This window comes from Treponema sp. R6D11 (genome assembly GCF_054786075.1).
Genome location: NZ_BDHD01000716.1, coordinates 1 through 585 on the forward strand (window position 1 = coordinate 1; position 585 = coordinate 585).

1 protein-coding gene is annotated in these 585 nt (G+C 40.2%); it reads left to right on the top strand.

What is annotated here, in order from left to right:
* Positions 1-172 precede the first annotated feature (172 nt).
* Positions 173-367: a hypothetical protein gene (locus tag ACYVTD_RS15670; protein WP_461248623.1), complete on the top strand. Its 195-nt coding sequence runs from the start codon at positions 173-175 to the stop codon at positions 365-367.
* The last annotated feature ends 218 nt before the right edge of the window (positions 368-585 follow it).

A 585-nucleotide genomic window follows, 5' to 3' on the forward strand; every position in this document is an offset into this window, starting at 1 on the left:
CTTGAAGAAGCCGCAAATGCGGTGATAGCCGATTTAGAAAATGCGGAAAAAGAGTATGATGCTTTGTTGGCAAATCAGAAAAACCAGCAACTTGTTCAATCTTCCGAAGTTCCTGATGAGAATAATATCCCTTCTTCTGATACTTCCGTTAATTTAGGGCAAGGAGGTTAGTATGGCGTTAATAAAAATTCCGTTATCGGAAGCTATAGAAAAAAATATCCCTATGGGTTTTGAGATTACAGATGATATTTTAGAACAAAGTTGGGGTCAGTTAGAAGATTTTTTACGAGAGCATGGTTGGGAGGGGCATTCTGAAGAGGTTTCTAAAAAGGAAACAGGTTCTTCTGGTAATCGCTCAGAGGAGTAAGGCTGAAAAAAGCTCCCTTGCTTCAAAAAAGAAGGTTGAAAATGAAGAGAAGAAAAGTTCTTTACGGTAGAAAAGATGAGCCTTTAACTCCTGAATCTGCTATGAGAGTGATAAAAAGTTTAGAGTCGGAAGGTTTCGGGGAACGTATAGGAAAAGCCGCTTATCCAGATGGTATTCCTCAAGAGTCCATTGCGGCAAGCCTTTCCGCTGGGGATGTT